The organism is Streptomyces sp. DG1A-41, assembly GCF_037055355.1.
Lineage (GTDB): Bacteria > Actinomycetota > Actinomycetes > Streptomycetales > Streptomycetaceae > Streptomyces.
The window spans coordinates 2,685,900-2,708,551 of sequence record NZ_CP146350.1 but is presented as its reverse complement, the minus strand read 5'-3'; the positions used below and the strand labels follow the sequence as shown (position 1 = coordinate 2,708,551).

Below are 22,652 nucleotides of genomic sequence, written 5' to 3'. Positions count from 1 at the left end.
CCCCTGGACACCAATGGAGGACTCGTGGGAGTCAGCCTCAGCAAGGGCGGCAACGTATCGCTGACCAAGGAGGCGCCGGGCCTGACCGCGGTCATCGTCGGTCTGGGGTGGGACGTCCGCACCACGACCGGCACCGACTTCGACCTGGACGCCAGCGCGCTGCTGCTGAACAGCTCCGGCAAGGTCGCCAACGACCAGCACTTCATCTTCTTCAACAACCTCAAGAGCCCGGACGGCTCCGTCGAGCACACCGGCGACAACCTCACCGGTGAGGGCGAGGGCGACGACGAGCAGATCAAGGTCAACCTCGCGGGCGTCCCGGCCGACGTGGAGAAGATCGTCTTCCCGGTCTCGATCTACGACGCCGAGACCCGCCAGCAGTCCTTCGGCCAGGTGCGCAACGCGTTCATCCGCGTCGTGAACCAGGCCGGCGGCGCGGAGATCGCCCGCTACGACCTGAGCGAGGACGCCTCCACCGAGACCGCCATGGTCTTCGGTGAGCTCTACCGGCACGGCGCGGAGTGGAAGTTCCGCGCCATCGGCCAGGGCTACGCCTCGGGCCTGCGCGGCATCGCGCAGGACTTCGGCGTGAACGTCTGACCCACTCAAAGGTCCCTCCGTCCGGCGCCGCACGGTTTACGTGCGGCGCCGGACGTGCAGGACCCACCTGAGAAACACCACCCGGGGAGGGAATCATGGGCGTCACGCTCGCCAAGGGAGGCAACGTCTCCCTGTCCAAGGCCGCACCGAACCTCACTCAGGTGATGATCGGGCTCGGCTGGGACGCACGCTCGACCACCGGAGCCCCCTTCGACCTCGACGCCAGCGCGCTGATGTGCAGCGGCGGGCGCGTGCTCGGGGACGAGTGGTTCGTCTTCTACAACCAGCTCAAGAGTCCGGACGGTTCCGTGGAGCACACCGGTGACAACCTCACCGGCGAGGGCGACGGCGACGACGAGTCGCTCCTGATCGACCTCTCCAAGGTGCCGGCCCAGTGCGACAAGATCGTCTTTCCCGTCTCCATCCACATGGCCGACGAACGCGGCCAGACCTTCGGCCAGGTCAGCAATGCCTTCATCCGTGTGGTGAACCAGGCGGACGGCCAGGAACTCGCCCGCTACGACCTCAGCGAGGACGCCTCCACGGAGACCGCGATGATCTTCGGCGAGGTCTATCGCTACCAGAGCGAGTGGAAGTTCAGGGCCGTCGGGCAGGGGTACGCGTCGGGGCTGCGGGGCATTGCTCTGGACTTCGGAGTCAACGTCTCGTAACGCGATATGAGCAAAAGTCGGGGCCCCGTGGGGTGCGAAGGGGGGCCGACTAGACTTCGGCTTCAAAAGTTCGTAAAGCCGGGTACGGCGACGCGGGAGAGACCCGTACACACACGATTGGGTAGCCAGTGGTTCTGAAAACCTTCGGGTGGTCGTTCGCGGTCACCGCGCTCGGCCTGGTCGCAGCGGTCTTCTACGGAGGGTGGGCCGCTTTCGGGCTCGTAGCGATCCTGTCCGTCCTCGAGATCTCGCTGTCCTTCGACAACGCGGTGGTCAACGCCGGAATCCTGAAGAAGATGAGTGCCTTCTGGCAGAAGATCTTCCTCACGATCGGCATTCTGATCGCCGTTTTCGGTATGCGGCTGGTCTTCCCCGTCGTGATCGTCGCCCTCAGCGCCCAACTCGGGCCGATCGAGGCCGTCGACCTCGCGCTCACCGACAAGGAGCGTTACCAGGAGCTCGTCACCGACGCCCACCCGTCGATCGCCGCGTTCGGTGGCATGTTCCTGCTGATGATTTTCCTGGACTTCATCTTCGAGGACCGGGACATCAAGTGGCTGGGCTGGCTGGAGCGGCCCCTGGCCAAGCTCGGCAAGGTCGACATGCTGTCGGTCTGCATCGCGCTGATCGTCCTGCTGATCTCCGCGATGACCTTCGCGACCCACGCCCACCAGCACGGCGGCACGCACGTCGACAAGGCGGAGACGGTCCTTCTCGCCGGTATCGGGGGCCTGATCACGTACATGATCGTGGGCGGTCTCTCCGGCTACTTCGAGGACAAGCTCGAAGAGGAGGAGGAACGCGAACACGAGCAGGAGGAAGAGGCCGTCCGGGCCGGCAAGCCGCGCTCCGCGGTCGTCGTGGCCGGCAAGGCCGCGTTCTTCATGTTCCTCTACCTTGAGGTCCTGGACGCGTCCTTCTCCTTCGACGGCGTGATCGGCGCCTTCGCCATCACCAACGACATCGTCCTGATGGCCCTCGGCCTCGGCATCGGCGCCATGTACGTCCGGTCGCTCACGGTCTACCTGGTCCGCCAGGGCACCCTCGACGAATACGTCTACCTGGAGCACGGCGCGCACTACGCGATCGGCGCGCTCGCCGCGATCCTGCTCGTCACCATCCGGTACGAGATCAACGAGTTCATCACCGGCTCCGTCGGCGTCATCCTGATCGCCTGGTCCTTCTGGTCCTCCGTCCGCCGCAACCGCGCGCTGGCGGCGGCCGAGGGAAAAGCCTCGGGCTCGGACGACAAGACTGAGGTCTCGTCCGGGGTGTGACGCCCCTTCGGGTGAGGAACGCTCTGTGCGGGGCGGCCACCGAGGCAACTCCTCGGCGGCCGCCCCGTCGGTCGTCAAGGGCCGCGGGTACGGCGAGGACCCGCGGTCACCAAGTGAACGTGGGGGCGGAATGGGCCTGTTCGACGGACTCCGGCGTGGGCGCGATGTGCAGTTCGACTCGGGTCACGCGGCAACCAACGCGATCGAACTGACCAAGCGGCACGCGCAGATATCACTCACCAAACAGGGCGCGGCCACCGGCCATCTCCGGGTCAACCTGAGCTGGCGGATGCGCACCTCCGACATCGGCGGCCCGCAGCGCGAGAGCCTGCTGCGGCACCCCTTCAGGGCCCTCAAACCGCCGGAGGTCATCGGCCACAGCCAGAGCGTGGTCAACGTCGACCTCGACCTGGGCTGTCTGTACGAACTCCAGGACGGAAGCAAGGGCGTCGTCCAGCCCCTCGGCGGCTACTTCGGCGACGTCAACGCCCCGCCGTACGTCAAACTCAGCGGCGACGACCGCTTCGGCTCCGCGAGCGGCGAGACGATGTACATCAACCTCGACCACCGCGACAGCATCAAGCGGCTCCTGGTCTTCGTCTACATCTACGACGCGACACCCGCCTTCGACCGGGCCCACGCCATCGTCACCCTCTACCCGAGCAACGGCCCCCGCATCGAGATCCACCTCGACGAACGCCAGCCGCAGGCCCGCTCCTGCGCCATCGTCATGATCGAGAAGGTCAAGGACGAGATCATCGTGCGCCGCGAGGCGAAGTTCGTCTACGGGTTCCAGGCCGAGCTGGACCGGTTGTACGGCTGGGGGCTCCAGTGGGGCCGGGGCTACAAGACGAAGGTCGAGCGCTGAGGGCCGGGCTGCGGGCCGGGCCCTTGCGGGGGCCGGCCCCTGGTCCTGCCTGTCGGGGCACTAGCGCCCGATGAACTGAGGGCCCTGCGGGGGCAGGCGGAAGTCCGGGTCGGGGGACGCGGCGGCGACCGGCTGCGGGTAGCCGTAGCCGGACTGCGCCCCCGTGACGCCCGCCGTCGCCGGCGCCTGGGGGTAGCCGTAGGCGGGCTGGCTGGTGGGATGCGGGTAGCCGTACGCCGGCTGGGTCGCCGGGGGCTGCTGCGGCGGATACCCGTACGCGGGCTGCGCGGGCACCGCGGTCGGCTGCTCCGGCGGCAGCGGCCGGGACACCTCGGGGGAGGGCGGGGTTGGGGCCGGGGGCTGCTGGGTGGGGGCGGAGGTCGTGGGCTGAGCCGGGTCAGCAGCAGGCGGCTGTGCGGGGCCGGAGGTCGTGGGCTGGGCCGGGCCGGACGTGGTGGGCTTGGCCGCGCCGACCGTGGTCGGTTGTCCGGCCGGCTCCTCGATCGCCTCCGACTCGTCCACCGAGATGCCGTACTCGGTCGCGAGCCCCTGAAGCCCGTTCGAATAACCCTCGCCCAGCGCCCGGAACTTCCAGCCCTCCCCGCGCCGGTACAGCTCGCCGCAGATCAGCGCGGTCTCCTCGCCCGTCTCCGGCTTGACGTCGAAGTACGCCAGAGGCTCCGCGCCGGTGCCCGCCGCGTCGTACAGCAAAATGCGCAGGGCCCGTACGCGGTCGAACGTGACGCCGTCCGCCGAAGCGACCAGCAGAATCCGGCTGACTCCCGACTCGACACCGGCGAGATCTGTCTGGATCGTGTCGGTCAGGCCCTCGGCGACCCGCTTCTTGCCGAGCCGCCACACCTTCCCGGAAGGGTGCCGGGGCTGGTTGTAGAAGACGAAGTCCTCGTCGGAGCGCACACGACCGTCGGGGCCGAGGAGCAGCGCGGAGGCGTCGACGTCCGGAACCCCCTGCCCGGGTGTCCAGCGCAGCACGGCGCGCACCGTGGTGGCTTCCAGCGGGACGTTCGACCCCTTCAGCATCGCGTGCGTCATGCGGTCATCCTGCCTTCTCGGTCCTGCTCACGACAACGCGGGGGCCCGCGGTGTCACGAGCGGCGCCGGCGGCCCTCGCGGACTACCGTCGTCCTCACCGGGCCCGGCTGTGCTTGCCCGCGTTACCTGAAATTCATGCCTGACGGGAACCTCTGCCATGCACTTCTACGTACTATTACCGGCCACCTTTCGACGATTCGCAGGTCGCACCACCACCACGGGGGAGTTCCATGCGTCATTTCGGGCACATCGCCCCTGAGGTGCGGAAGCGTCTCTTCTACCGCGAGCCGTGCACGTTCACCGCGGATTCGCCGGCCCGGCTGCTCTCGGCCGCCCTGGGCGCCACCCTCTACAGCCCGGCCACCCGGGAACGCCTGGCCGACGACATCCTCAAGCAGACCGGTCGCGGCGTGGTCTCCATGGTCCTGTGCCTGGAGGACTCGATCGACGACGCGGACGTCGGCCCGGGCGAGGAGAACCTCGTCCGCCAGCTCACGGCCCTCGCCGGCCTCCCGGGCGCGGACCTGCCGCTGCTCTTCATCCGGGTGCGCGTCCCCGAGCAGATCCCCGACCTGGTACGACGCCTCGGGCCCGCCGCCCGGCTGCTGTCCGGATTCGTACTGCCGAAGTTCACCGAGGAACGCGGCATCCCCTTCCTCGAGGCGCTGGCGACCGCCGAGGCCGAAGGCGGCCGTCGCCTGTTCGCCATGCCGGTGCTGGAGTCGCCGGAGCTGCTCTACCGCGAGTCGCGCGTGGCGACCCTGGAGGGCATCTCCCGGGCGGTCGGCAAGTACCGCGACCGGGTGCTCGCCCTGCGCCTCGGCGTGACGGACTTCTGTTCCTCGTACGGGCTGCGCAGAGGCCCCGACATGACGGCCTACGACGTGCAGGTCGTCGCCTCCGTGATCGCCGACGTGGTGAACATGCTGGGCCGCGCCGACGGCACCGGCTTCACCGTGACCGGGCCGGTGTGGGAGTACTTCCGGGTCCAGGAGCGCATGTTCAAGCCGTTGCTGCGGCAGAGCCCCTTCCTGGAGGTGCAGGCCGCGGAGCTGCGCGAGAAGCTGATTGAGCACGCCATGGACGGCCTGCTCAGGGAGATCTCCCTGGACCAGGCCAACGGACTGCTGGGCAAGACCTGCATCCACCCCTCGCACGTGCTGCCCGTGCACGCCCTGTCGGTCGTCAGCCACGAGGAGTTCTCGGACGCCCAGGACATCCTGCGCCCCGAGCGCGGCGGCGGGGGCGTGCTGAGGTCGGCGTACACGAACAAGATGAACGAGGTGAAGCCGCATCGGGCCTGGGCCGAGCGGACGCTGCTGCGTGCCGAGGTTTTCGGCGTGGCGAACGAGGACATCGGCTTCGTGGAGCTGCTCGCGGCCGGCCTGGGCGACTGACCGCACGGTATCCGAGGAACGCATTCTCGTCGGGGAGACCGGCGACATCGACGCAGGGAATACATGGAGAAGGCAGTGAACGAGGGGGCGCACCACCAGGTGCGCGACGGGGTGCCGGCCGGGGCGGCCGGCGGTGCCGACGGCATATGGTCGGGCAGCTGGGTCGCCGAGCGGCTCGGCGTCGAGCTCGTCGGCGACGACCGGCTGACGGACCTGCTCGGGCTGGCCCTGCGCCGCAACCCCAAGCGGGCCCACCTGCTGGTGTCGAACGTGCTCGGCAAGCACGTCCCGCAGTCCCCGTCCGTGGTCTACGGCCACGGCTTCGAGCTGGGCCGCCGCGTGCGTGAACTGCTGGGCGCCGACGAGGCGCGCCGCGCGGTCGTCCTCGGCTACGCGGAGACCGCGACCGGCCTCGGCCACTGTGTCGCCGACGGCCTGGGCCTCGCCCCCTACCTGCACTCCACGCGCCGCCCCGTCGCCGGTCTCGCCCCGGCCGGCGGCTTCGAGGAGTCCCACTCGCACGCGACCTCGCACCTGCTGCTGCCGGAGGACCCCGCGCTGCTCAGCGGGGACGGGCCGCTGGTCCTGGTCGACGACGAGTTCTCCACGGGGAACACGGTGCTGAACACCGTCCGGGATCTGCATGAGCGGTATCCGCGGCGGCGGTATGTCGTGGTGGCGCTGGTGGACATGCGGTCGGTTGCCGACGCCGGCCGGCTGGAGGAGTTCGCCCGCGAGATCGGCGCGCGGGTGGATCTCGTGGCAGCGGCTTCGGGGACCGTGCGGCTGCCCGAGGGGGTGCTGGAGAAGGGGCGGGAGTTGGTGGCGCGGTACGAGGCCGAGAGTGCCGCGGAGGGTGGTTCGTCGTCTGCGGCATCGTCTGGGCCGGTCGCGCTCCGCGGCGGAGCCGCACATCGACACGGTCCCGCGCCCCTCGAGGGCGAAACAGGCGCCGCGGGCCTTGAAAGCGACGGTCGGGCCACCCCCCTGGGGGCGCGGGGAACTGCAGGGGCGCGGGGAACTGCGCGGCCAACCCCCACCGGCCCGCACCCGGAGGACAACCGCACCCGTCCCCACATCAGCCGCATAGACCTGCGCTGGTCCGAGGGCCTGCCCGACGGCGGCCGGCACGGGTTCACCCCCGCGCACCGGGAGCGCCTGGAGACGGCCCTGCCCGCCATGACGGCCCGGATCGCCGAGGCGCTGCCTGCCGACGCCCGCCGCGTGCTCGTCCTCGGCTTCGAGGAGCTGATGTACGCCCCGCTCAGGCTCGCCCGCGAGCTGGAGGGGACCGTCCGCGCCGAAGTGCGCTACTCCACCACCACCCGCTCACCCGTCCTCGCCGTCGACGACCCCGGCTACGCGATACGCACCCGCCTGGTCTTCCCCGCCCACGACGACCCCGCCGACGGCCCGGGCGAGCGGTACGCCTACAACGTGGCGGGCGCCGGCTTCGACGCGGTGATCGCCGTCGTCGACTCGGCCGCGGACACGCCCGTGCTGCACGCTCCCGACGGCCTGCTGGCCCAGCTCGCCGCGCACACGCCGCAGGTCCTCCTCGCCGTTGTGCCGTCGTACGCCCCCGAGTCCCCGCACGCCCCCGAAAGGCCCTCCATGCTGCCCGAGCCCCTCCGCGGCCCCGCCTTCTCCTCGTACGCGCCCGAGGAGGTCGGCTGGCTGCTCCAGGACCTCTCGGACGTGACGCTGGAGGCGCCGACCGAGGAGCGCGAGGAGGCGATCCAGAGCGGCGGCGCGCACTACGCCGAGTCGCTGCCCGTGGAGTACCAGCCGAGCGAGCAGTACCAGGAGCTGTTCCACGCCGCGCTGGAGACCTCGGCGTCCCGCATCGCCAAGGCCGTCGGCGTCGTCACCGAGACGGTCCTCGCGGAGCGGTCCCCGCGCCCCGTCCTGGTCTCCCTCGCCCGCGCGGGGACACCCGTCGGCATCCTGATGCGCCGCTGGGCCCAGCACCGGCACGGCCTCGACCTGCCGCACTACGCCGTGTCGATCGTCCGCGGCCGCGGCATCGACGCCAACGCCCTTCGCTGGCTCGCCGGGCACCACGACCCCCGGGACGTCGTCTTCATCGACGGCTGGACCGGCAAGGGCGCCATCACCCGCGAACTCGCCCAGGCCCTGGAGGACTTCGAGAAGTCCGACGGCATCACCGGCTTCAGCCCCGAGATCGCGGTCCTGGCCGACCCGGGCTCCTGCGTACGGACCTACGGCACCCGCGAGGACTTCCTCATTCCCTCCGCCTGCCTCAACTCGACCGTGTCCGGCCTGATCTCGCGGACCGTCCTGCGGGCGGACCTGGTCGGACCGCACGACTTCCACGGCGCCAAGTTCTACCGCGAACTCGCCGGCACCGACGTCTCGGTGACCTTCCTGGACGCCGTGTCCGCCCGCTTCCCCGAGGTCGCGGACGCGGCCTGCGCCCAGGCCAAGGAACTGCTCGCCGCCGACCGCTCGCCCACCTGGGAGGGCTGGGCCGCCGTCGAGCGCATCAGCGAGGAGTACGGCATCCACGACGTGAACCTCGTCAAGCCCGGCGTCGGCGAGACCACCCGGGTGATGCTGCGCCGCGTGCCCTGGAAGGTCCTGGCACGCGCCGGGGCGGGCAGCGACCTCGACCACGTACGCCTGCTGGCCGGGCATCGCGGCGTCCCCGTGGAGGAGGTGGCCGAACTGCCCTACACCTGCGTCGGCCTGATCCATCCCAAGTACACCCGGGGCGCGACCGGCGCCGACGGCAAGGCGGTGACGGTCTGATGCCCGTCCTCGTCGCGAGCGACCTCGATCGCACACTGATCTACTCCGCCGCGGCTCTGGCGCTGACCATGCCGGACGCACGGGCGCCCCGGCTGCTGTGTGTGGAGGTGCACGAGAGCAAGCCGCTGTCGTACATGACGGAGACCGCGGCCCAGCTCCTGACCGACCTCGGCGACGCCGCCGTGTTCGTGCCGACGACGACCCGTACGCGCAAGCAGTACCTGCGCATCAACCTGCCGGGCCCCGCGCCCACCTACGCGATCTGCGCGAACGGCGGCCACATCCTGGTGGACGGCGTGTCCGACCCCGACTGGCACGCACAGGTGACTGCGCGGCTGGCCGACCAGTGCGCGCCCCTGGCCGAGGTGCAGGAACACCTGCTGAGGTCCGCCGACCCGGTCTGGGTGCGCAAGCACCGCGTTGCCGACGACCTCTTCGCCTACCTCGTCGTCGAGCGTGAACTGCTCAACGAGGACTGGGTGAAGGAACTCGCGGTCTGGGCGGAGAACCGCGGCTGGACCGTGTCCCTCCAGGGCCGCAAGATCTACGCCGTGCCCAAGCCGCTGACCAAGAGCGCGGCGATGCGCGAAATCGCCCGCCGGACCGGCGCCGACCTCACCCTCGCCGCCGGGGACTCCCTGCTCGACGCCGACCTGCTCCTCGCGGCCGACCAGGGCTGGCGCCCCGGCCACGGGGAACTGGCCGACACCGACTGGACGGCCCCCGCGATCAGGGCGCTTCCCGAACGGGGCGTGCTTGCGGGGGAGCGGATTCTGCGGGAGCTTCTCGCTGCCGCTGGGCTTGGCCGGTTCGCCCAGGAGCTGGGGGTGCGGTGATCGCGCGGGTGCGGCGGCGCCGTGGCTGGCCGCGCCTCGCGGCGGTGCCGCACATCGTCACAGCCCCGCGCCCCCTGTCGGGGCGCCTCAGCAACCGCAGCCCGACGAGTGCCAGCGCTGCCAGCCCGGCTAGAGCAAGGACCACCTTCGAGTACGTCGAGACGACGGTCGTCACCTGGTGCCAGTTCGCGCCCAGCAGGTAGCCCGCGAGTACGAACACCGTGTTCCAGATCGCGCTGCCCAGGGTGGTCAGCCCCAGGAACACCGGCAGGCGCATGCGTTCCACGCCCGCCGGTACGGAGATCAGGCTGCGGAAGATCGGGATCATCCGGCCGAAGAACACCGCCTTGGTGCCGTGCCGCAGGAACCACGCTTCCGTCCGCTCGATGTCGGAGACCTTCACCAACGGCAGCCGGGCGGCCATCGCCACCGTCCGGTCACGACCGAGCAGCGCACCGACGCCGTACAGCGCGAGCGCGCCCAGCACCGAGCCGGCCGTCGTCCACAGCAGGACAGCGAGCAGGCTCATCCGCCCGCTGGACGCGGCGAACCCGGCGAGCGGCAGGATCACCTCGCTGGGCAGCGGCGGGAACAGGTTCTCCAGGGCGATGGCGAGACCGGCACCCGGCGCGCCCAGCGCGTCCATGAGGTCGTTGACCCACTGCGGACCGGTGTCCGCGGCAGCTGTGATCGTCTGCGCTGCGATGGCTGTCATGCCGCCAACGCTAGAAAACGGGAGCTGAAGGTTCCCTGAGGAAAACCGGCGCCGGTGTCAGCCGCAGCAGCCGCCACCGCAGCAGCCGCCCCCACCGCCTCCGCCGCCCGCGCGGGGTGCCGGGGCCGGGGCGGAGGTGGAGCCGCCCACCGCGACGGTGGACAGGAGCTTCACCGTGTCGTCGTGACCCGAGGGGCATGCCGCGGGATCGGAGGACTCGGCCATGGGACGACTGAGTTCGAAGGTGTCGCCGCAGGTCCGGCAGCGGTACTCGTAGCGAGGCATGCGCACAGATTAACCGGCACGTCACTGGCCGGTGGCCCCGCGTTCCTCGCGGATGTGGGACACCACGCGGGACACGGCCCGGCGTACGGCTTCCGTTTCCGTGAGGAAGTGCCAGTAGTCGGGGTGGCGGCCGTCGAGGGTGGCGATGGCGCGTTCCAGGCGGGACACCGCGTCGTCCAGGGGGCGGGCGTGGCGCGGGTCGGGGGTGTTGCGGCCGGCCATGGCGAGGCGCTGGGCGTCGCGGATGGCGAAGCGGGTGCGGTCGATCTCCTGCTGGGGGTCCTTCTGCACGGCGTTCAGGCGGCGCAGGCGGTCGCCGGCGGCCGAGACGGCCTCGTCGGTGGTGTTCAGCAGGGCTCGTACGGTCGACAGCAGGGCCGTGGCGTCGGCCCAGCGCTGTTCGTCGCGGGCGGTGCGGGCTTCGGCCAGTTTCGTCTCGGCCCGGCGTACGTTCTCGGCGGCGACGTCCGGGACGCGTTGCAGGTCCTGCCAGCAGGCCGCGGTGAAACGGCGGCGCAGTTCGCTCAGGATCGGGTCGACCTGCTCGGAGCGGGTGGTGAGGGCCTGGGCGCGGGTGCGCAGGGAGACGAGCCGGTGATCGATCTCGGCGGCGCGCTCCGGCAGTCGCTCGGCCTCCACGCGGACCGCCTCGGCCTCACGCGTGACCTGCTCGGCCCGCTCCAGGGTCTGCGGTACTCCGTGCTGCCCGGCGCCCTGGTTCAGCTTGGTGAGCTCGGGAGACAGGGCGGCGAGACGGGCGGCGAGGTCGTCCGCCTTCAGCCCTGTGGCCCGTACGGAGTCGAGGGCGTTGGAGGCGGCGAGCAGGGCCTGGCGGGCGCGCTCCACCGCGGGGGCGAGGCGGGCCAGCTGGGTCTCGGCCTTGCCGAGCAGCGGGCCGAGGCCGTCGGTGAACCGGTCCAGCTCCTGCTTGACCCGGCCGAGTTCCTCTCTGGCGGCGGTCAGCTCGGTGCGGGCGCGGGCGGCGGCCGAGGCCTCCAGGTCGTCGCGGTCGAGGTCGTGGGCGTCGACCGCGCTGATGTACTGGTGGCTGGCCTCGTCGATGCGCCGGCCGAGCGTGTCGAAGTCGGCGACGGCGCGCCGGGCGGCGGGGGAGTCGTCGACCGCGGTGATCGTCTCGATCGAGATGCGCAGGTCGCGCTGCGCGGTGTCGAGCTCGTAGAAGGCGGCCGCGGCGGCGTCCTTCGCGGCCTGTGCCTCGGCCCGCTGGCTCTCGGCACGACCGCCGAACCAGCGCCGGGTCCCCCCGCCCGCGAAGGCGGCGGGCAGCGCCAGCGCGGCCAGCAGGGCCAGTCCCGTCAGGGCGAGCACGTCGCGGAGCGGGCCGGGGGTTCGGGGGAGGCGCCGGCGCGGACGGTGTGCGCGCGGCACCGACGGCGAGTACGGCTGCTCTGGAGTCGCCGTCACATCCCTCTCCCGTGCTGTTGTCCACCCTGCCCGGTGTCATTCTCCCACCGGTTAAGGACGAACACACGGGCCGGTTAGTTCGCCGTTCGGACAGTCACTTTGCCGTCGCCGGTGTGGGCGGACACCACATGGGAGCTGCTCTCGTCGCGGGGGACGGACACATCCACGCCGCCGTCACCGGTCTCGGTCGTCACGCGGTAGGCGGCCCTGGGCAGCGCGATGCTCACGGAACCGTCGCCGCTGCGGGACTCCACGCGGTCCGGTACGGCGCCGAACTCCAGGCGGACCGAGCCGTCTGCGGTGTGGGTACGGACGTCACGGGAGGAGACGTTCGCCCGGATGGATCCGTCGCCGGTGCGCATCCGCAGCGGGCCGGTGGCGTCGGTGACGCGGACGGAGCCGTCGCCCGTGCGGATGTGCAGGGGGCCGGTGGAGCCGGTGACACGGACCGAACCGTCGCCCGTGCGGATGCTCAGCGGGTCCCGGAAACCGCGGGCGCGCACGCTGCCGTCGCCGTCCTGGACCTGCACGGTGACGCCTCGGGGTACCTCGATGCGGTGCTTGGCCGAGCAGTCGACGACGACGCCGGAGCACCTCAGCCGCAGCACCAGCCGGTCGTCCCGCATGGTCCAGGTGACCTTGGGCTCCTTGCCGACGACGACCGAGCCCTGGAACCACCGGGTGACCTCGATCTTGCCTGCCGGGTTCTTGTCGGCGGCGACGATCTCGAGGGCCGAGTCGTCGGAGTCGACGGTGAGCGTGCGGCTCTGGAGGCCGAAGGACCGGCGATCGGGGTCCTTGTCGTCCCCGGCGGACGCGCCGCAGGCGCTGAGACCGCCGACGAGCACCACTACGGCACCGGCGACGGCGACCGCGCGGGCAGGGACTTTGCGGGTGGTGCCGGTGGTGCGGGTGCTGCGGGTCATGACGATCTCCCCCTGTACGGACGACGAGCGCTCTCGGGCGCTCCACGACCGTATGGATCCAGGACCCGCCGGGGGATCCGGGCCACTCCCGGATCACAGGTGGGGTTATCCCCCGGACCAGCCCACGGATACGGGTTTGCGGGACCGTGCCCCGGGCAATGTAGGCTGTCGACTCGTTCTGGGCGCATGGCCCGGGAGCCGGGTGCGTAGCTCAGGGGTAGAGCGCCTGCCTTACAAGCAGGATGTCGGCGGTTCGAAACCGTCCGCGCCCACATGGTTCAGAGGCCTTCCGGGGAGTTTCCCGGAAGGCCTCTCGGCGTGGGATCAGTAGTTCGCGGTGGCGAGCAGCTCGCCGTCCTTGTCGTACACCGTCACCAGGCCGTTCTTGGACTCGTAGCACGACGTGAACGCCGAAGCGATGAGCTTGCCCTCGCCCTGGTGCGGGCCCATCAGGCCGCCGGTGAAGTCGGTGAAGACTTCCGCGGAGTCGAGGATGTCGTTGCGCTTGTCCGCGCCGGTCACCTTGGTGACGTGCTTGACCGCGGCCTTCTCGGTGTCCGTGCCGTTCTCGGCGACGCAGGCCCGGAACTGCTCGGCCTGGGGCTTCTCGTCGGCCGGCTCGGCCTTCTTGGGCTTGCTGTCGGCGGCGACTGCCTTGTCCTTGTTCGAGGTGTCACCGCTGTCGTCGCTTCCTCCGCTCGTGGCGATGCCGGCGATGACGAAGAGGGCGATGATGCCCGCGCAGCCGAGGCCTGCGATCTTGCCGACGCTGCGCTTCTTCGGCGGCTGGGGCGCCGGTGCGCCGTACCCCGGCTGCTGCGGCGGGTAGGGCTGGTTCGGCTGCTGCGGGTGCTGCTGACTCATGGGTTCCCCTCGGGATCATTCGTGACGTGCGGGTGTACGACCTGTGGAGGTGAAGTGCAGTTGTAGAAGGCCGAACTGGTTCACTCGATCGGGGTACGGATGGCCGCACGTCTGGCGGGGGCCCGCGTGTCCGTCCGGGGTGCCCTCTACGATGGGCGTCGTGAACAGCTCCCTACAGCGCGCCTTGCGAGCAGCCGCCCCGTCGTGGCGTGTGCTGGCTGTGCTGGGGCTGTTCGTGGGGCTGCTGGGGATGCACGGGCTGGCGCCCGGGGGTGGTGTTCCGCAGCAGGAGCACGTGCTCCCCATGGGTACGCAGCAGACGCATGTCCAGGCCATGGCGTGTGGGCACGGGCAGGTCGGCCCGCTCGGTTCCGAGGTGCAGGACGGGCACTGTGGTGGTGGGCATGTCCAGCATGCCGACGCGACCTGTGCCTCCGGTGCCGTCGGGGGCGGGCCGGTGTTGCCCTCGCTTGTCGCCGACCCGGTTTCCGGGTGCGGGCCGGAGGGCGCCGTACGGGCGGGCGTGGTTGTGGAGCCGGAAAGTGCGCGTGCCCCGCCCTCCCTCGCCGAACTCCAGCTTCTGCGGATTTAGACACCTCGCACGTGCCGTGTCGGCGTCAGCGCCGGTGCGGTGCGTCGCCGTGTCCGGAATCCGTCAGGAGTAAAAGCAGCAGCAGAAGCAGGAGTTCACGTATGAGCAGTGTTCGTACCCTCACTCGTCGGGCCGTCCTCGTCGCGGCGACGGCCGGCGCCGCGGTCGTCCTCGCCGCCTGTGGCGGGGACGGTGGTGACAGCAGCGGCAGCGGGCACGACGCGCACGCCTCCGCATCCGCCTCCCCGTCCGCCGGTGATGGGGCCGGTGCCACCGCCGGTGCCCACAACGCCCAGGACGTCTCCTTCGCGCAGGGCATGATCCCGCACCACCGGCAGGCGCTGGAGATGGCACGGCTGGCCGACGGCCGGGCCGCCTCCGGTGCTGTCAAGGACCTCGCGGCGCGGATCGAGAAGGCGCAGGACCCGGAGATCAGGGTCATGACCGGCTGGCTGAAGGCCTGGGGCGAGGACGTTCCCGAGGCCGGGGGCGGCATGGACCACTCGGCCTCGGGTCACTCCGGGATGCCCGGGATGATGGACGACGCGGACATGGCCGCACTGGAGAAGTCCTCGGGCAAGGCCTTCGACACCAAGTTCCTGACCCTGATGGTCGAGCACCACGAGGGTGCGGTGGAGATGGCCACCACCGAGAAGAGCAAGGGTCGCCACGGCCCCGCCAAGGCCATGGCCGACGACATCGTCACCGCTCAGAACGCCGAGATCGGCGAGATGAACAAGCTGCTCGGCAAGAGCGGCTGACGTTCAGTCGCACAGCCGCTATGAGGCTCCGCCGGTCTCCTCCGGCGGAGCCTCGTGCGCGTGTTTCAGCGCCGAGCGGGCCGACACCCGCTCGGTGCCGGAGAGTTCGGACCAGTAGCGGTGCGTGCTGACGAACACCGCGAGCTCGTGTTCACGCCGCCGGAGCTTCTCCACTTCGGCCTGTTCGTCGGCTGTCCAGCCGGGGGAGGCGGGGCGCTCCACCTTGCGCCAGCCTTTGTCGTCGCTGAAGCCGTCCAGCGGTTCCACCGACCAGGGGAGCCGCTTCAGCAGGGCCGACAATTCGGCCCGGACCTGATGGAGTTCCTCCTGACCGGCGAGGAGGTCACTCGGAAAGTCATAGGTCGTTGCCACGACCCAATGATACGCCTGTTCGAATTGGGCGGGCGAGTTCGTTCCCGTGGTTCATGCGAACGAGTGTTCCTGGTTTGTTCCCCGTGGAGGGGCCGCAGGGGCGAGACTGGGGGCATGTGCCGGAGTATCAAGACCCTTCGTCCGCCCGCGATGCCCGAAGAGGCCACGGAGGCGGACATTCGGGCTGCCGCGTTGCAGTACGTGCGGAAGGTTTCGGGTTTCCGTGCCCCCGCCGCTCACAACCAGGAGGTGTTCGACCGCGCCGTGGAGACCATCGCGCAGGCCACGGCCGAGTTGCTGGACGGGCTCGAGATCCGTGGCGCCGGGGCTCGGCGGGAAGCCAGGGCCGGCTGACCTCGGACCCCTGGTCTTACGACGCCTGCGGCTCCCTGCGCATGAGGTACGCCGCCCCCGCCCCCGCCCCGAACAGCGCCCCCACCGACACCGCCGTCCCCAGCCAGCTCGCGCCCAGCCAGTGGGCGCCGAAGTAGCCGAGGGCGACGCTGTACGCGGCCCAGGTCAGACCCGCCAGGGCCGACCAGGGGAGGAAGTCGCGGGCGCGGCGGTGGGCGGCGCCCGCGCCGAGGGAGACGACCGAGCGGCCGGCGGGCGCGAAGCGGGCGAGGACGACGAGGGCGCCGCCGCCCCGCGCGAGGGCCGCGCCGAGACGTTCCTGCGCGGTGGTCAGGCGCCGGGAGCGGGAGATCGCCCGGTCCAGACGGTCGCCGCCGCGCCAGGCGAGGCGGTAGGCGGCCAGGTCGCCCAGGACGGAAGCGGTGGCCGCGCAGAGGGTCAGCGCCAGGATGTCGGGCACGTCGGCCGCCGAACCCGCGGCCGCCGCCGTCGCCGCCGTGATCACCAGGACACCGCTGGGCAGCACCGGCAGGAACACATCGAGCAGGACCGACAGGGCCACCACCGCGTAGATCCATGGGCTGCCGAACAGCGACCCCAAGTGCTCCAGCACCGCAACTCCCCGTCTGTCCCCCGTGGGCCAGACCGTGCCGCGGTGGCGCGGCGGAGCGGCAGGAGTGGCCGATGACAGCCATACAGCGTACGCCTGGGGTGTGACGGGTGGTTCATGGGGGGCTCGTGTGTTCGGTACGGACTGTTCACCTCGCACCGAGTCGTCACTCGAACGAGAGTGGCGCCCTCCCTCATGCGAGGGAAGGCGCCGCTCTGCCCAGCGCTGTCCGGGCGGCTCAGGCCGCCACCGGCGTCTGGTCCGTGGCCTGGCGTCCCTGTGCCGACGTGCGCTTGGCCAGCAGCCGGTCCACACCGAACGCGCCGGAACCCGTGAAGATCAGCAGGAACATGGACCAGCAGTACATCGCCGCGCCCTCGCCGCTGTTCTCGATCGGCCACAGGCCCTGCGGCTGGTGGACCTTGAAGTACGCGTACGCCATTGCGCCGGAGGAGATGAACGCCGCTGCGCGGGTGCCCAGGCCCAGCAGCACCAGGGTGCCGCCGACGAGTTCGATGACGGCCGCGTACCAGTTCGGCCAGGCACCGGTCGCCGCGGTGCCGCCCTTGCCGTCCATACCTCCGAGGACACCGAAGAGCGCGACGGCGCCGTGGCAGGCGAAGAGCAGGCCGATGACGATCCGGAACAGTCCGAGAGCGTACGGCTGCGCGCCATTGAGGCGTGCGGTCATGTGGGGGTCTCCTTCGGTCGGCCGGCCAGGTGAGGGCCGGTCGGGGAACAGGACCGATGAGTAACCCACGTTAGGTGTGCCTAATAGATGCTTGCAAGTTCAACATTTGGCCACCTGTTTACCTCCGGTTGGGGCTCGCTTTCCGCCGCAACCGCACGCAGAGCCGCTCTCGCCACCGCGTCCGCGTCCGAAAGCGTGACTGAATCCACACCAGGCCGAGCCCCCGCAGCCGTCACCCAGTGCACACCCTCCGTCGGCACGCCGAAGGCGAACCGCCTGGTGTGCGGGACACCTTGACGGTCTATCAGGTGATAAGGGCGTGGTGTCACATCCAACCCGCCTGTCTCATAACCGTCGACGGTGTGCGGACGGCACTGCCCGGCCCGCAGCAGTCCAGCGAGGAGCCCGTCGGCTGTTTTGCGCAGGTCGGTTTCCGGTAGCCGGGCCTCTATGAGGGTTCTCACACGGACGGCCGAACCCGGCACGTCGGGGGAGTGCGCCGCCCAGGCTCCGTCCACCTCCGTCACCTTCAGGCGCGGCCCGAGCACGCGCACCACGCCCGCCTCCACCAGGGCCACCAGCTCCTCGATGCGGCGCCGGGGCGGGCCGATGGACAGGAAGGCGTTGAGCGGGGTGTACCAGCGGTCCAGGTGGTCACGGCGGGAGGTGCCGGCGAGACCGCCGTGGTCGACGATCAGCCGGAGCTCGTTGCGCAGGTCGCGCAGCACGTCCAGGGCCGCCTTCAGCGGGCCGCGCACATTGCCCAGGGCGGCCTGCGCGGCGTCCTCGCGCAGGTACGACAGCAGCCAGTCACGCCACTCGCCGGGGTGCGCGAAGTCCCGTCCGGCATACGGCCGGGAGATCCGCTCCCAGGACCAGCGGCCGGCGTCCGTCACGCCGAACTCGCTGAGCACCACCGCCTCTTGGGGGGCGCCGTGCGGTACGGACAGGAAGTGATCGGTGAACTCCTGACACCGTCGCGCGCAGGCTCCGGCCCGCCGGAGCAGCGCGGTGCAGTACACCGTCTCCACCTCCTTCGCGACCAACGGCCATATCTCCGCCAGGAAGTCGGGCGCCTCCCCGGAGTCGGCGCGCTTGCGGAAGCCCGCGATCACCTCCGGTGTGAGGACCAACGGGACGTGCCGCCCGTACGCCCCCTTCGCGTTGTCGCCGCGGGCCTGGTACGGGACGCCGCGCCGGGAACCGGCGTACAGCCGCGGTTCGCGGCCGGAGGGGAGATAGCGCAGGCCCTGGGCGTCCCGTACGAATCGGCCGCCCCGGCCGGTCGTCAACAGGGCCGTGTGGTCGAAGAAGTTGAGGCCGAGGCCGCGTAGCAGGACGGGTTCGCCGGGCGGTACGGAGGACAGGTCGACGTCGGCCGGGTTGGCGGGCGGGACGTGGCGCAGGCCGTGGCGTGCGGCGTGGGCCGCCAGGCGCCGCTGGGCCGGATCGGCGGTCGTCGGAAGGTGCCCCTGGGCCAGGACCACGGCGGACAGGCCGTCCAGGGTGCGGCCGTCGTCGAGGGTGAGGGCCTGGTGGCCGCCGGGGGTGTCGTCGAGCCGGACCGCGCGGGCCCGGTGCGTCTCGACGCGCACGGTCGCCGGCGCGTCCCGTACGACCCGCGCGAACACCCACTCCAGGTAACGGCCGTAGTGGGCCCGGGTCGGGTACTCGTCCGGGCCGAGCGAGCCGCGCGCCCACTCGTACAGGCTCGGGCCCGGGCGGATCGGGCCCGAGCAGTCCACGCTGTCGTCGGTGAACAAGGTCACCTGGCAGGCCACGGTGTTCATCAGCAACTCGGGCGACTGGTCGGTACGCCAGACGCGGCCGGGGCCCGGCGGGTCCGGGTCGACCACATGGACCGCCAGCCGGGCTCCGGGCGGGAGGAGTTCCGGGGCGGAGGCGCAGAGGCGTTCCAGGACGCTGGTACCGCGCGGTCCGGCGCCGACCAGGGCGACGGAGAGCAGCGCGGGTTCCTCGGAGGGTACGGATCCCTCCGGCAGGGACTCCTCCGGTACGGATTCCTCGGTCGACGCAGGCAAGGGTGGGACTCCCGGGCGTGTGGGGCGCGTTCGGCGGTCCGTCGATGGGGAAGCGGACGGTCCGCCTCATCATGCCGTCGCCGGGAGCGGGAACCGAGGTCGTGGCCAAGGATTGACGCTCGCTGTGGGATGCGTCACGAGCATCACGGTCACAGCAGCGGTAAACGGGCGGAACGGGCCCGTTAGGGGGCAAGCTCGGAGTCCAGGAGCGTCGTCAGACGTGGGCCCTTTCCCTCCCGCGCCCGTGCCTGCTCCAGTCGCAGCCGTGCCGAGCGGCCGCGCAGGGTCAGGGTCATGAGCTGGTTGCCGAACCACGGACCGCCCGTCTTGCGCCAGTCGATCGGCGGCCGGGGAAGGCGTCCGTGCCGGGCGAGGCAGCGGCCGAGCGCGCGTGCCGCCGCGTTCCAGCCCATGCGGAAGCCCATTTGGATCGAGGTGGGGACGGAGTTGTGGACCGGCGAGCAGACGAGCTGTACCACCCGGGCATCGGGGCCCGGCCCGGGCCACGAGGGCTCGACGATGTAGGCGTGGTGCACGTCCCCGGACAGGACGCACACCGTCGCCGGGGCGTCCCGCCCCGAGCCGGCCTCGGCGATCAGCTCCGCCAACCCGGCGAACGACTCGGGGAACGCCGACCAGTGCTCCAGGTCGGCGGCCCGCCGCACCTTCTCCCCGATCCGCGCCCAGCGCTCGCCCCGTTCGCCCCGGCACAGCGCCGCGTTCCAGCCCTCGGCGTCGTGCACCAGATGCGGCAGCAGCCAGGGCAGCGAGGTGCCGAGGAGGAGGTGATCGTATGACCCGGGGCTGTCCAGCACCTGCTCGCGCAGCCAGGCGTCCTCGCCCGGGACGAGCATCGCGCGGCTGTCCTCGTCGAGGACCCGGGCCGCCCGGCTGTCGACCATCACCAGGCGGACGCGCCCGAAGTCGCGCCGGTAGCTCCAGCGGGCCGCGGCCGGGTCGGCGTCGGCCCGGGCGGCGAAGGCGCGCAGCACGTCGGTGCCGTCGGGGACCTTGCGGACGCCCTCGTACACCGGGTCGGCCGCCAGTTCCTCCAGCGAGAGGTTCCCCAGGTGCTGGTGGACCCAGTACGACATCAGGCCGCTCAGCAGCCGCTCCCGCCACCAGTCGGTGGCCCGCATGTCGGCGAGCCAGGCGGCGGAGGTGTTCCAGTCGTCGACGACGTCGTGATCGTCGAAGATCATGAAACTGGGCACGGTGGACAGCAGCCAGCGGATGCGGGGATCGAGCCACGACTCGTAGTAGAGGTGCGTGTATTCCTCGTAGTCCGCGACCCCGCTGCCCGGCGGGTCGCCCAGGTCCCGGCGGGCCGACAGCCAGCGCTGGGTGCTGTCGGAGGTCTCGTCGGCGTACACCTGGTCGCCGAGCAGCAGCAGGACGTCGGGCCGCTCGCCCTCCGGGTCGGCCACGAGGCGGGTCGCCAGCGCGTCCAGGGCGTCCGGGCCCACGGGGTCGTGCCCGCCGGCCGGAGGGGCGGCCCAGCGGCAGGAGCCGAAGGCGACGCGGAGGCCGCCCTCGCCGTCCGGCGCGCAGATCACCGAGGGCGGGAAGGGGGAGTCGGCCAGCGGCCACACGCGTGTGTCGTCGAGGAGGACCTCGTACGTCGTGGACGTACCGGCCGTGAGGCCCGTCACCGGGATCAGCGCGTAGTGGTGGCCCGCGATCTGGAAGGTCGGGGCCGTGCCGCCGGCGCTGTCGGCGCAGCGCACCGCGGCCGTGCACGGACGGCTCGTCTCGACCCATACGGTCGCGGACGAGCCGTCGGTGTACCTCAGCAGCGGTCCGAGCCGCAGTCCGGCCATCGTGGTCCCCTCTCCGTCGCCCCGTACGGTACGGAACGACGGAGGTCAGCGGGGAGGTTCCGACACGGAATCCCGTGTGTCAGCAGTTCGCGAGGTAGTTCTGGAGCGCGGACTTCTCGGCCGAGTCGACCGAGAGGCCGTAGTAGTACTTCACCTGCACCCAGGCGCGGACATAGGTGCAGCGGTACGTCGTCCGGGAGGGCATCCAGGTGGCCGGGTCCTGGTCGCCCTTGGCCTGGTTGACGTTGTCGGTGACCGCGATGAGCTGCGGGCGGGTCAGGTCGTTGGCGAAGGACTGGCGGCGGGAGGTGGTCCAGGAGTCGGCGCCGGAGTCCCAGGCCTCGGCCAGCGGGACCAGGTGGTCGATGTCGACGTCGGAGGCCGCGGACCAGGTGGCGCCGTCGTAGGGGGAGTACCAGCTGCCGCTGGTGGCGGCGCAGGAGGAGTCCTGCTGGACGTTCGAACCGTCGCGCTTGAGGACGACCTCGCGGGTGTTGCAGGAGCCGGACTGGGTGATCCAGTGCGGGAAGAGGTCGCGGTTGTAGCCGGTGCGGTCCTCGGTGGCCACGGTGAGCGAGGCGAGGTAGGAGCGGGCGGTGGCCCCGCTGACGGGGGTGGGGAGGGCGGCGGAGGCGGCCGGGCCGTTGAGCAGGCCGGCCGAGGCTATGAGACCGGTGAGGCCCGCGAGTATGCTGAGCCGTCGACGCGCGTAGAACTTCGGCATGCGAACTCCCTTGTGGGGTGGGGGCGTTGGGCTGCGAGCGAGGGAATGCTCGTCGCGCCGTGTTGCGGGGAGGTGTGCGCCCGGTGAGAAGTTAGTGACGCGTCCATGACATGACAAGATTCAAGACGGAACTTTTTGCTCCAGGGGTGTCGCGTACCATGGACGGCGCAGAAGGGGAGTAGCTCTTCGCCGGACCGTCGACATACTGCTCAGCCCGCCTGAGCCGGCGCCCGGAGGCAGGTCCTGCTGGTCCGTCCAGGGGCCCCGCCGGCGAGACCTTCGGCAAGCAGTGCACGCCCGTGCCCCACGGCACGGGTGCCGAGTGTGCTGCCGTGCCGAGGTGTCGCGTCGGAAATTTTCGACAGGCTCAGCACTCTCGGTGGGGCAGCCCCGACCGATTGAGGAACCCTTGATCAGCCTGACCGTGACGGCCGTCGTCTTCGGCGTCGTCTTCCTCGCCGAACTGCCGGACAAGACCGCCCTGGCCGGCCTCGTCCTCGGCACCCGCTATCGCGCCTCCTACGTCTTCGCCGGTGTCGCCGCCGCGTTCGCGCTGCACGTCGCTCTCGCCGTCGCGGCCGGCAGTGTGCTGACGCTGCTGCCGCAGCAGATCGTGCACGCGCTCACGGGTGTGCTCTTCCTCGGCGGGGCCGCGATGCTGCTGCTGCAGAAGGGCGGGGCCGATGGCGACGCGGAGGTCCGCAAGCCGGAGAACCAGTCCTTCTGGAAGGTCTCGGGCGCCGGGTTCATGCTCATCCTGGTCGCCGAGTTCGGCGATCTCACCCAGATCATGACCGCGAACCTGGCCGCCCGCTACGACGATCCGCTCTCCGTCGGCCTGGGCGCGGTGCTCGCGCTGTGGGCGGTGGCCGGGATCGGCATCGTCGGCGGAAAGGCGCTGGTGAAGAAGGTGCCGCTGCGGCTGATCACGCAGATCGCGGCGCTGGTGATGCTGGTTCTCGGGGTGTGGAGCCTGTGGGAGGCCGTGACCGGGTGA

23 protein-coding genes and 1 tRNA gene are annotated in these 22,652 nt (G+C 71.0%); 12 read left to right on the top strand and 12 right to left on the bottom strand.

The annotated features are described in order from the left end of the window. Positions 1-24 precede the first annotated feature (24 nt). The 4 genes from V8690_RS12685 (at position 25) to V8690_RS12670 (ending at position 3,416) form a co-directional block, all read left to right on the top strand. Positions 25-600 (top strand): calcium homeostasis/redox stress adaptation protein, encoded by a 576-nt coding sequence (locus V8690_RS12685; protein ID WP_338778369.1) that lies wholly within the window; start codon positions 25-27, stop codon positions 598-600. A 95-nt stretch (positions 601-695) separates the two neighbouring features. Further along, positions 696-1,271 (top strand): TerD family protein, encoded by a 576-nt coding sequence (locus tag V8690_RS12680; RefSeq protein ID WP_338778367.1) that lies wholly within the window; start codon positions 696-698, stop codon positions 1,269-1,271. 128 nt (positions 1,272-1,399) lie between these two features. Then, positions 1,400-2,548, top strand: coding sequence for a DUF475 domain-containing protein (locus tag V8690_RS12675; protein ID WP_338778365.1), 1,149 nt, complete (start codon positions 1,400-1,402; stop codon positions 2,546-2,548). A 130-nt stretch (positions 2,549-2,678) separates the two neighbouring features. Further along, the gene (locus V8690_RS12670) at positions 2,679-3,416 is read left to right on the top strand and encodes a Tellurium resistance (RefSeq protein WP_338778364.1); all 738 of its coding nucleotides are present in this window, start codon (positions 2,679-2,681) and stop codon (positions 3,414-3,416) included. A 60-nt stretch (positions 3,417-3,476) separates the two neighbouring features. On the opposite strand, the gene V8690_RS12665 is transcribed toward V8690_RS12670, so the two are convergent. Beyond that, positions 3,477-4,469, bottom strand: a complete 993-nt coding sequence (locus V8690_RS12665; RefSeq protein ID WP_338778363.1) for a TerD family protein — start codon at positions 4,467-4,469, stop codon at positions 3,477-3,479. 230 nt (positions 4,470-4,699) lie between these two features. Here V8690_RS12665 and V8690_RS12660 point away from each other — a divergent pair, with 230 nt between their 5' ends. From V8690_RS12660 to V8690_RS12650, 3 genes are all read left to right on the top strand, one after another. Beyond that, positions 4,700-5,866, top strand: coding sequence for an HpcH/HpaI aldolase/citrate lyase family protein (locus V8690_RS12660; RefSeq protein WP_338778361.1), 1,167 nt, complete (start codon positions 4,700-4,702; stop codon positions 5,864-5,866). 63 nt (positions 5,867-5,929) lie between these two features. After that, positions 5,930-8,638, top strand: coding sequence for a phosphoribosyltransferase (locus tag V8690_RS12655; RefSeq protein ID WP_338778359.1), 2,709 nt, complete (start codon positions 5,930-5,932; stop codon positions 8,636-8,638). After that, the gene (locus V8690_RS12650) at positions 8,638-9,474 is read left to right on the top strand and encodes an HAD family hydrolase (RefSeq protein ID WP_338778357.1); all 837 of its coding nucleotides are present in this window, start codon (positions 8,638-8,640) and stop codon (positions 9,472-9,474) included. Before V8690_RS12655 ends, V8690_RS12650 begins: the two co-directional genes overlap by 1 nt. On the opposite strand, the gene V8690_RS12645 is transcribed toward V8690_RS12650, so the two are convergent. The 4 genes from V8690_RS12645 to V8690_RS12630 all read right to left on the bottom strand — a co-directional run bounded on the left by V8690_RS12645 (position 9,368) and on the right by V8690_RS12630 (position 12,825). Further along, positions 9,368-10,189 (bottom strand): DedA family protein, encoded by an 822-nt coding sequence (locus tag V8690_RS12645; RefSeq protein WP_338778354.1) that lies wholly within the window; start codon positions 10,187-10,189, stop codon positions 9,368-9,370. The two genes, V8690_RS12650 and V8690_RS12645, sit on opposite strands and share 107 nt — an antisense overlap. A 57-nt stretch (positions 10,190-10,246) precedes the next feature. After that, the gene (locus tag V8690_RS12640; RefSeq protein ID WP_338778351.1) at positions 10,247-10,474 is read right to left on the bottom strand and encodes a zinc ribbon domain-containing protein; all 228 of its coding nucleotides are present in this window, start codon (positions 10,472-10,474) and stop codon (positions 10,247-10,249) included. 21 nt (positions 10,475-10,495) lie between these two features. Next, positions 10,496-11,899 (bottom strand): hypothetical protein, encoded by a 1,404-nt coding sequence (locus V8690_RS12635; protein ID WP_338778349.1) that lies wholly within the window; start codon positions 11,897-11,899, stop codon positions 10,496-10,498. Between the two features lie 74 nt (positions 11,900-11,973). Further along, positions 11,974-12,825, bottom strand: coding sequence for a DUF4097 family beta strand repeat-containing protein (locus V8690_RS12630; protein WP_338778347.1), 852 nt, complete (start codon positions 12,823-12,825; stop codon positions 11,974-11,976). Positions 12,826-13,025: 200 nt separating this feature from the next. Between V8690_RS12630 and V8690_RS12625 the strand changes: the two genes are divergently transcribed. After that, a tRNA-Val gene (locus V8690_RS12625) sits at positions 13,026-13,097 on the top strand. A 52-nt stretch (positions 13,098-13,149) separates the two neighbouring features. On the opposite strand, the gene V8690_RS12620 is transcribed toward V8690_RS12625, so the two are convergent. Continuing rightward, positions 13,150-13,689 carry a hypothetical protein gene (locus tag V8690_RS12620; RefSeq protein ID WP_338778345.1) on the bottom strand — a complete coding sequence of 180 codons (540 nt, stop codon included), beginning with the start codon at positions 13,687-13,689 and terminating at the stop codon, positions 13,150-13,152. Positions 13,690-13,840: 151 nt separating this feature from the next. Here V8690_RS12620 and V8690_RS12615 point away from each other — a divergent pair, with 151 nt between their 5' ends. Beyond that, positions 13,841-14,281, top strand: coding sequence for a DUF6153 family protein (locus V8690_RS12615; protein ID WP_338778343.1), 441 nt, complete (start codon positions 13,841-13,843; stop codon positions 14,279-14,281). Positions 14,282-14,382: 101 nt separating this feature from the next. Then, positions 14,383-15,042, top strand: coding sequence for a DUF305 domain-containing protein (locus V8690_RS12610; protein ID WP_338778341.1), 660 nt, complete (start codon positions 14,383-14,385; stop codon positions 15,040-15,042). Between the two features lie 18 nt (positions 15,043-15,060). Here the strand turns inward: V8690_RS12610 and V8690_RS12605 are convergent, their stop codons facing one another. Beyond that, positions 15,061-15,414, bottom strand: coding sequence for a hypothetical protein (locus V8690_RS12605; RefSeq protein ID WP_338778339.1), 354 nt, complete (start codon positions 15,412-15,414; stop codon positions 15,061-15,063). A gap of 114 nt (positions 15,415-15,528) precedes the next feature. Between V8690_RS12605 and V8690_RS12600 the strand changes: the two genes are divergently transcribed. Continuing rightward, positions 15,529-15,768, top strand: coding sequence for a DUF2277 domain-containing protein (locus V8690_RS12600; protein ID WP_338778338.1), 240 nt, complete (start codon positions 15,529-15,531; stop codon positions 15,766-15,768). A gap of 16 nt (positions 15,769-15,784) precedes the next feature. Here V8690_RS12600 and V8690_RS12595 read toward each other — a convergent pair whose 3' ends face one another. The 5 genes from V8690_RS12595 to V8690_RS12575 form a co-directional block, all read right to left on the bottom strand. Then, positions 15,785-16,381 (bottom strand): VTT domain-containing protein, encoded by a 597-nt coding sequence (locus tag V8690_RS12595; RefSeq protein WP_338778337.1) that lies wholly within the window; start codon positions 16,379-16,381, stop codon positions 15,785-15,787. A gap of 235 nt (positions 16,382-16,616) precedes the next feature. Beyond that, on the bottom strand, positions 16,617-17,069 hold the full coding sequence (locus V8690_RS12590; RefSeq protein WP_338778336.1) for a DoxX family protein: 453 nt from the start codon (positions 17,067-17,069) through the stop codon (positions 16,617-16,619). Between the two features lie 80 nt (positions 17,070-17,149). After that, positions 17,150-19,072: an FAD/NAD(P)-binding protein gene (locus V8690_RS12585; RefSeq protein WP_338785328.1), complete on the bottom strand. Its 1,923-nt coding sequence runs from the start codon at positions 19,070-19,072 to the stop codon at positions 17,150-17,152. A 221-nt stretch (positions 19,073-19,293) separates the two neighbouring features. Next, positions 19,294-20,931 (bottom strand): alkaline phosphatase D family protein, encoded by a 1,638-nt coding sequence (locus V8690_RS12580; RefSeq protein ID WP_338778334.1) that lies wholly within the window; start codon positions 20,929-20,931, stop codon positions 19,294-19,296. Positions 20,932-21,010: 79 nt separating this feature from the next. After that, positions 21,011-21,655, bottom strand: a complete 645-nt coding sequence (locus tag V8690_RS12575) for an HNH endonuclease family protein (RefSeq protein ID WP_338778332.1) — start codon at positions 21,653-21,655, stop codon at positions 21,011-21,013. Between the two features lie 409 nt (positions 21,656-22,064). On the opposite strand from V8690_RS12575, the gene V8690_RS12570 reads away from it, so the two are divergent. After that, the gene (locus tag V8690_RS12570; protein ID WP_338778331.1) at positions 22,065-22,652 is read left to right on the top strand and encodes a TMEM165/GDT1 family protein; all 588 of its coding nucleotides are present in this window, start codon (positions 22,065-22,067) and stop codon (positions 22,650-22,652) included.